At 72.5% G+C, this 7,616-nt stretch carries 6 protein-coding genes; 3 read left to right on the top strand and 3 right to left on the bottom strand.

The features are described from left to right. The first annotated feature begins 254 nt into the window (after nucleotides 1-254). Both GTW43_RS03625 and GTW43_RS03620 read left to right on the top strand, forming a co-directional pair. The gene (locus GTW43_RS03625) at nucleotides 255-1,229 is read left to right on the top strand and encodes a PHB depolymerase family esterase (protein WP_202500993.1); all 975 of its coding nucleotides are present in this window, start codon (nucleotides 255-257) and stop codon (nucleotides 1,227-1,229) included. A gap of 14 nt (nucleotides 1,230-1,243) precedes the next feature. Next, entirely contained in the window at nucleotides 1,244-2,797 is a 1,554-nt protein-coding gene (locus GTW43_RS03620; protein ID WP_161300156.1) for an AbgT family transporter, read from the top strand. 63 nt (nucleotides 2,798-2,860) lie between these two features. On the opposite strand, the gene GTW43_RS03615 is transcribed toward GTW43_RS03620, so the two are convergent. Next, a complete protein-coding gene (locus GTW43_RS03615; RefSeq protein ID WP_343245887.1) occupies nucleotides 2,861-4,153 on the bottom strand; it encodes an MFS transporter in 1,293 nt (430 codons plus the stop codon). A gap of 319 nt (nucleotides 4,154-4,472) precedes the next feature. Between GTW43_RS03615 and GTW43_RS03610 the strand changes: the two genes are divergently transcribed. Continuing rightward, nucleotides 4,473-4,919, top strand: coding sequence for a DUF1772 domain-containing protein (locus GTW43_RS03610; protein ID WP_161300154.1), 447 nt, complete (start codon nucleotides 4,473-4,475; stop codon nucleotides 4,917-4,919). 46 nt (nucleotides 4,920-4,965) lie between these two features. Here GTW43_RS03610 and GTW43_RS03605 read toward each other — a convergent pair whose 3' ends face one another. Both GTW43_RS03605 and GTW43_RS03600 read right to left on the bottom strand, forming a co-directional pair. Then, entirely contained in the window at nucleotides 4,966-6,723 is a 1,758-nt protein-coding gene (locus GTW43_RS03605; RefSeq protein WP_161300153.1) for an ABC transporter ATP-binding protein, read from the bottom strand. After that, on the bottom strand, nucleotides 6,720-7,616 hold an 897-nt coding region (locus GTW43_RS03600), incomplete at its 5' end, for an ATP-binding cassette domain-containing protein (RefSeq protein ID WP_161300152.1). The genes GTW43_RS03605 and GTW43_RS03600, both read right to left, overlap by 4 nt.

Below are 7,616 nucleotides of genomic sequence, written 5' to 3'. Positions count from 1 at the left end.
CACCTTCGGCCAGCCCTCCCTCACCCTGCCCTACGACGCCCTCAGCGCGAACGGCGTGCTCGGCGATCCCACGCGCGCCACCGCCGAGGACGGGCGGGCCGTCGTCGACGCCGTCGTGGCGCGCGTCTGCGCGTTCGTCGAGGAATGGCTCGCCGTCTGAGCCTCTTCCGTCCACCCCCCTCTGACGCTCATCCAGCTGGTTCCGTCCTGGTCCCCTCCCGTCCTGGTTCCGTCACGTCCCGAGGAGTCGCACCGTGCAAGGTCTGCTTCGGCGTGCCTGCGTTCTGGCCGCCGCGCTCGTCATCGCCCCGCTCGCCCCCTCCTACGCGGCCTCGTCGCCGCACGCCGCCACGTCCTCCGCCGGTTGCGGAGCGGACGCCCCGCAGGACCCCGGCAGCAGCGTCCTGCGGACGCTGACCAGCGACGGGCGCGAGCGGACGTACCAACTGCACCTGCCCGACGGCTACTCACCGGCGAAGAGCTGGCCGCTGATCGTCGCCTACCACGGGCGCGGCAACACCGGGGCGGGGACCGAGGCGTTCTCACGGCTGTCGACGCTGCCCGCGGTCGTCGCCTACCCCGACGGCGTCGTGGGCACCGGCGACGGTGACCGGCAGGCCTGGCAGGGCGCGCCGTACGCGGCGGCGGGCGTCGACGACGTGCGCTTCACCGGGGATCTCCTCGACCGGCTCGAGGACGACCTGTGTGTCGACACCCGCCGCGTGTACGCGACGGGCAAGTCCAACGGCGCCGGGTTCACCGGGCTGCTGGCGTGCCGGATGGCGGGCCGGTTCGCCGCCGTCGCGCCCGTCGCCGGTGCCTTCTACCCGGGCACGGGTACGGACTGCCGGCCCTCGCGGCCCGTGCCGGTGATCGACTTCCACGGCACCGGGGACGCCACCATCCCGTACACCGGGGACGAGGACCGCGGGCTGCCCGCGATCGCGGACTGGGTGGCCGGGTGGGCCGGGCGCGACCGCTGCGCGACACGGCTGCCCGACGAGGTGACCGAGCCCGACATCACGACGAGCCGGTGGACGGACTGTGCCCGCGGCGCCGAGGTCACCCATGTCGCGGTGACCGGCGGCGGGCACACCTGGCCGGGAGCCGACGGGTACAGCGGCGGCGGCTACACGACGCAGACGATCAAGGCCCACGCCGTCATGTGGGACTTCTTCGCGCACCACCGGCTGCCACAGCCGTCCCACCGTCCCCGCACGACCCGCTAGCCGGAGCCGCCGACATGTCCGTACAGAGACAAGCGCCACCGCTCGAGGAAGCACCGAGGCTCCCCCGCGTCATCAGGATGCTCGCCGTCGTCGAGCGGGCGGGCAACGCGCTGCCGCATCCGTTCTGGCTGTTCTGGATCCTGTCGGGGGTGCTGGCCGTCGTCAGTGCCGTGCTCGCCGGGTTCGACGTGTCCGTCGTGTCACCCGCCGACCACAAGACGGTCGCCGTGCAGAACCTGCTCAGCGGTGACGGGCTCGCCATGGCGGTGTCGACGATGGTGTCGAACTTCGCCGAGTTCCCGCCGATGGCCACGATCGTCGTCGTCATCATGGGCGTCGCGGTGGCCGAGCGCAGCGGCTTCCTCTCCGCCGCGATGAAGGTCGGTGTCGCCCGGGTGCCGGCGTCGTGGGTGGTGTTCGCCGTCGCGTTCGCCGGGACCGTGGCACACGTCGCGTCGGCCGCGGCCTACATCATCCTGGTCCCGCTGGGCGGGCTCGCCTTCCGGGCCGTGGGCCGCTCCCCCGTCCTCGGCATCGTCGTCGCCTACACGTCGATCGCCTCCGGGTACGACGCGAGTCCGGTGCCGACGCCGAACGACGCGATCTTCGCGGGGATCACGACGGCGGCCGCGAAGATCACCGGCGGCGACGACGCGTACGTTTCACCGCTGTCCAACTGGTTCTTCAACATCGCGTCCTCGCTGCTGCTGGCCGTGGTGATCACGCTCGTCACACGGTTCGTCCTGGCGCGCCGTCCGGATCTGGACCCCGACCCGGACGCGGACGTGGAGGACCTGGGGAAGCTGCGGCTCAGTGACCGGGAGCGGACCGCTCTGCGCTCGGCGCTGCTCGCGCTCGGTGCCGGTCTCGTGCTGATCGTGGCGGCGCTCGTCCCCACCTCGTCGCCGCTGCGCGGAGACGGCGGCTCGATCGTCGACTCGCCGTTCCTGGACGGCATCGCGGCGGTCGTGGCCTGCCTGTTCGCGGTGACCGGAATCGTCTACGGGGCGCGCTCCGGGTCGATCGCCAAGCCGGGCGACGTGCCGCGGCTGATGGCGGAGGGCGTGCGACAGATGGCCCCCGTCCTGGTGCTGTTCTTCGCCATCGCGCAGTTCCTCGCGTACTTCGACTGGACGCACATCGGGGACGTGCTCGCCGTGCGGGCCGCCGAGGCGCTCCAGCACAGCGGGATGCCGATCGTCGTGGTCTTCCTGCTGATCCTGCTGCTGCTCACGCTCGTCAACGTGATGGTCACGAGCGGCAGTGCGATGTGGGCCCTGGCCGCGCCGGTCCTCGTCCCGATGCTGATGCTGGTGCACGTGCCGGCGGAGACGACACAGGCGCTGTTCCGGATCGCGGACTCGGGATCGACGGCCATCACGCCGATGAGCCCGTACTTCGTGATGGCGCTCGGCTTCCTCCAGCGGTACCGGAAGAGTGCGGGCATCGGGACGCTCGCCTCGTACACGCTGCCGCTCGCGGTGGCGATGACGGTGGCGTGGACGTTGCTGTTCCTGGCCTGGTGGGCGCTGGGGATTCCGCTGGGGCCCGGGGCGGCGGTGCGCTGAGCGACAGGTCGGGCGGGGTGTGCGCCCGGGCCGGTGCGAGGCGCCGCCCGGGCGCCCGTCGTGTCAGTGGGCCCATTCCTCGGCGGTGAGGGTGTCCCGGGTCTCCGGCGCCCAGGCCAGGCTCACGGCCCAGCCGGCGAGGAGGACGAGCGTCATCCAGCCCATGGTCCAGCCGACGCCGAGGGCGTCCAGGCTGACCGGGAGCAGGAACGTGCCGAGTGCGGACGCGATGCGGCTGCTGCCGTTCAGGAGGCCGACGCCGGAGGCGCGCAGCGCGGTCGGGAACAGCTCGGCCGGATACACCTGGGTGATGTTCGAGGCGCCCGCCATCACGAACGTGTAGACGACGAACGGGATCATCAGCGCCCAGCTGCCCGCGCTGCTCAGGACGGCCATGGCACCGAGGGCGACCGCGAGGATCAGGAAGCTGTGGACGGTGAACGGGCGGCGTCCCATGCGCATCATCGGCCACAGTCCGAGTACACCGCCGAGCAGCAGGGCGACGTCGATGACGATGTTCTGCGCGGTGGTGTCCCCGATGTTCAGGGTGCCGAGGATCTGCGCGGTGAAGGTGTAGATCGCGAAGTAGGGCAGCACCTGGGCGCTGTAGAAGATGATGCCGAACCAGGTCTTGGTGGCCTGGCCCGGTGCGAACAGCTCCCGGTAGCGGACCGTGGGGGCGGGCTGTGCCGGAGTCTGCGGCACGGCGTCCGGGGCGATGTCCTGTTTGAGGAACTTCCGGCGGATCGCGGCGGCCTCGGCGAACCGGCCCTGGGTGGCGAGCCAGCTCGGGGACTCGGGGATCCCGATGCGCAGGAGCAGGACGAGGAGCGCGGGCAGGGAGCCGCTGGCGAGCAGCAGGTGCGCGGCCTCGTCGGTCTCGGGGACGAGCGCGCCGAAGATGTTGGCCGCGACGTAGCCGACGGTCCACAGCACGGTCAGGGATCCGAGCAGGAGACCGCGCAGTCGCTGGGGCGCGAACTCCGACAGGAGGGTCGGGCCGACCGCGTAGTCGGCGCCCAGGCCGAAGCCGATGAGCAGGCGCAGGGCGAAGAGCGCGGCGGGGTCGGTGGCCCACATCTGCAGGGCCGAGGCGATCGTGATGAGGATGAAGTTGTAGAGGTAGAGCCGCTGCCGGCCGATGCGGTCCGCGACCGAGCCGAGCAGGACGCTGCCGAGGAACAGCCCGATCAGGGCGGAGGCGCCGAGCAGCCCGGACCACAGTCCGGACAGGCCCATCGTGGTGTCCAGGATCGGGAGCGCCGCGCCGATGACCCCCAGGGCGTAACCGTCGGAGAAGTTCGCACCGAAGGTGGTGGCGGTGACGCGCAGGTGGAACCGGGTGAAGGGTTCCACCGCCGACGACTTCTCCGGCGTGTGTGTCCGTCCTGGGGGCGGTGTGTCCACGGCAGGGCTCAAGGCTGACTCCTGGGGTGCGGGGAGGCACGGTGCGGGAGGGTCGTGACGGGGCTCCCTGACCGAGATCCGTGACGGCGCCAGCCACAGCATGAATGACAAATTTCAGTGAATCAACAGGTTGAATGAAAAGAAACCGCAAGGCCGCCTGCCGAATCTCCCCTGCCTACATTGCTAGCACCGCTAGACATTCGAGCGGCAGCCGCGCTAGCGTTGGCTCATCAGCTAGCAACGCTAGAAAGCAGCGGGAGGGGTCATCATGCTCAGCACACTCCAGGCCGTCACCACCGTGATCGTCGGCCTGATGGTCGGGGTGGAGTTCTCGGTCGCCTTCGTCATGAACCGGATCTTCAGCGCACTCCCCGAGGACAGCGACCTGCTGGCCCGCGCGCACGGCGGCCGGATGCTCGGCGCCCTGATGCCGTTCTGGTACATCGGCTCGCTCGTGCTCGTCGCGCTGTGGGCGATCACCGGACGGGACCACGAAGGCACCGGCCTCGTGATCACCGCCGGCGGACTGCTGGCCCTCAGCGTCGTGATGTCGCTCCTGCTGCTCGTCCCGATCAACAACCGCGGCAAGACCTGGACCCCCGAGAACCGGCCCGCGGACTGGAAGGAGCAGTCGAACCGCTGGGACCGCTATCACTACGTCCGGGTCGCCGTCATCGTCGCCGCCTTCGCGGCCCTCGTCGCCGCGCTCGTCTGACGCCCCGCTCGTGCCGGGGGCGCCACGACGCGGACACGCCCATCGGTCAGCGCGCGCCGCGGTCCTGCGCGGTCCCGGCCAGGCGCCAGCCGCGGGCACGCTCGTACTCGCGCCAGAGCGCCGCGTACCGCCCGCCCGCCTCCAGGAGCGCCGCATGGCGCCCCTCCTCCACGATGCGGCCGCCGTCCAGGACCGCGATGTGATCGGCGGCGGCGATCGTGGACAGCCGGTGCGCGATCACCAACAGGGTGCGTCCCGCGCCGAGTTCGCGCAGCGCCTCGTGGACGGCGGCCTCGTTCTCGGCGTCGAGGGCCGAGGTCGCCTCGTCGAGCAGCACGACGGGGGTGTCCTTGAGGAGGGTGCGGGCGATCGCGACCCGCTGCCGTTCGCCGCCGGACAGGAGGCTGCCGCCCTCGCCGACGCGGGCGGCCAGTCCGTCGGGCAGCCGGTCGGCGATCAGGTCCACGCGGGCCCGGCGGGCCGCGTCGCGGACCTCGTCCTCGGTGGCGTCCGGGCGCCCCAGGCGGATGTTCTCCTCGATCGTGCCGTCGATCAGGTGCACGTCCTGGAAGACGAGCGACACCAGGTCCATGAGCTCGGCCCCGGCGAGGTCCCGGACATCGGCACCGCCGATGCGGACCGCGCCCGCGTCGACGTCGGCGAAGCGCGCGATCAGTTTGGTGACCGTCGTCTTGCCCGCTCCTGACGGGCCCACCAGCGCGGTCGTCGACCCGGCCCGGACGGTCAGGCCCAGGCCGTCCAGCACGGGTGCCGCGGCGCCCTCGTACCCGAAGCGGACACCGTCGAGTTCGATCGACGGCTCCAGGCCCGCGGCCGGGACCGGAGCGGTGGGTTCCGGCAGGGGTGGGGTGCTCAGGAGCGTGTCGATGCGGTCCGCGGCCGCGCGGGTGGCCCGCAGCGCCGCTGCCGCCTGGGCGATGACGGCGAGCGGCTGGAGGAACTGCACGCCGAGCACGAGCAGGGCCGTGACGCGCGCGGGACCGATCTCGCCGCCCGTGGCGAGCAGCAGGCCCACGACGAGCACGCTGGTGAACGCGAGCTGGATGGCGAGCTGGCCCAGATGCAGGCCGGGGAGCGCGCCGAGGACCTGGCGGCGCATGGCGCGGTGCTGTTCCTCCAGCGCCTGCGCGAGTCGCCGGTGGCCGCTGCCGGCCCGCCCGTTGGCGCGCAGCACGGGCTGGGCGCCTGCGAACTCGACGAGTCCGGCGCTCGCTTCGGCGGCGGCCCGGTCGTGCTCGGCCTCGGTGCGGTCGGTCAGGCGGCGGGCCAGACCGAACACGAGGAGCACGACGGGGACGGTGACCAGGACCGACAGGGCGACGCGCCAGTCGTAGCAGAGCAGGAAGACGAAGACGGTGGCCGGGGTGAGCACGGCCCCGAGGAGCGTCTGGGCCAGGTGCACGCCGAGGGTCACGGTGGTGACGCCCTGCCCGAGCAGCCGCTCCACCTGAGCCGTGCGCGCGCCGTCGAACCAGCCGAGCGGCAGCCGGACGACGTGGGCACCGATCCGCTCGTGGAGGGTACGGCGCCATGCGGACGACAGGCGCAGGGCGCGCAGTTCCTTGTCGTAGTGGGCGAACCAGCCGAGGACGACGGCGGCCGTGAGCGGCAGCAGCCACCAGGCGGCGCGGCCGGTGTCCCCGTCCAGGAGGGCGGTCAGGAGCGGGACCAGGAGGCCGAAGGCCACGCCCTCGCTGATCGCGTAGAGCGCGGTGGCCGCCAGGAAGCGGACCAGCAGCGCCCGTCGGTCGGAGCCGACGATCCGGAAGAGCGTGGTAATCATGGGGTGGTGCTCCCCCCGTGCTGGGCGCGCCACATGCGCGCGTACGTACCGTCGGCGGCGAGCAGGTCGTCGTGGCGGCCGCGTTCGGTGATGATCCCGTCGTCCAGGACGAGGATCTGGTCGGCGGAGACGACGGTGCGCAGCCGGTGTGCGACGACCAGCAGGGTGCGGCCGGCGGCGAGTTCGGCGAGGGCGTCCTGCACGGCCGCCTCGGACTCCGGATCGGCGAACGCGGTGGCCTCGTCGAGCACCACGATCGGGGTGTCGGCGAGCAGGGTCCTGGCGATGCCGACCCGTTGTGCCTCGCCGCCGGAGAGCAGGGCGTCCTCGCCGACGACCGAGTCGTAGCCGCGCGGGAGCGCGGTGATCCGGTCGTGGACGGCGGCGGCCCGCGCCGCGCCGTGCACGGCTTCGGGTCCGGCCTCGGGGTCGGACAGGGCGATGTTGTCGCGGACCGAGCGGCGCAGCAGCGTGACGTCCTGGAAGAGGAAGCCGACGGTGCGGTAGAGCTCGGCGCGGTCCACGTCGCGGAGGTCGACGCCGTCCAGGCGGATCGCGCCGCCCGTGACGTCGTAGAACCGCGCGAGCAGCAGGCCGAGGGTGGACTTGCCGGCCCCCGAGGGGCCGACGAGGGCGGTCACGGTGCCGGGGGCGAGGACGGCGTCCAGGCCGTGCAGCACCTCGTGGTCCCGCTGTGCCGGGTACCCGAACCGGACGCCTTCCAGGGTGAGGACCGGCGGGGCGCCCGGTGGGCGGGCGGGCAGCGCGACGGGGTCGGCCGGTTCCCGCTGGGCGGGTTCGCGCAGCAGGTCCGCTATCCGGTGGGCGGCGTCACGGGCGGTGCGGCGCAGGTCGCGGGCGGCGTAGAGCGGGGTGAGCTGCTCGAACAGGCC

The sequence above is a fragment of the Streptomyces sp. SID5785 genome, assembly GCF_009870065.1.
Classification (GTDB): Bacteria; Actinomycetota; Actinomycetes; order Streptomycetales; family Streptomycetaceae; genus Streptomyces.
Note: the sequence above shows the minus strand (reverse complement) of the source record. Positions and strands in the feature narration are given on the sequence as shown.

What these genes read in the sequence shown, in the direction of transcription:
- GTW43_RS03620 (WP_161300156.1), top strand. Translation starts at nt 1,244, where the DNA reads ATGTCCGTACAGAGACAAGCGCCACCGCTCGAGGAAGCACCGAGGCTC.
- GTW43_RS03610 (WP_161300154.1), top strand. Translation starts at nt 4,473, where the DNA reads ATGCTCAGCACACTCCAGGCCGTCACCACCGTGATCGTCGGCCTGATG.
- GTW43_RS03605 (WP_161300153.1), bottom strand. Translation starts at nt 6,723, where the DNA reads ATGATTACCACGCTCTTCCGGATCGTCGGCTCCGACCGACGGGCGCTG.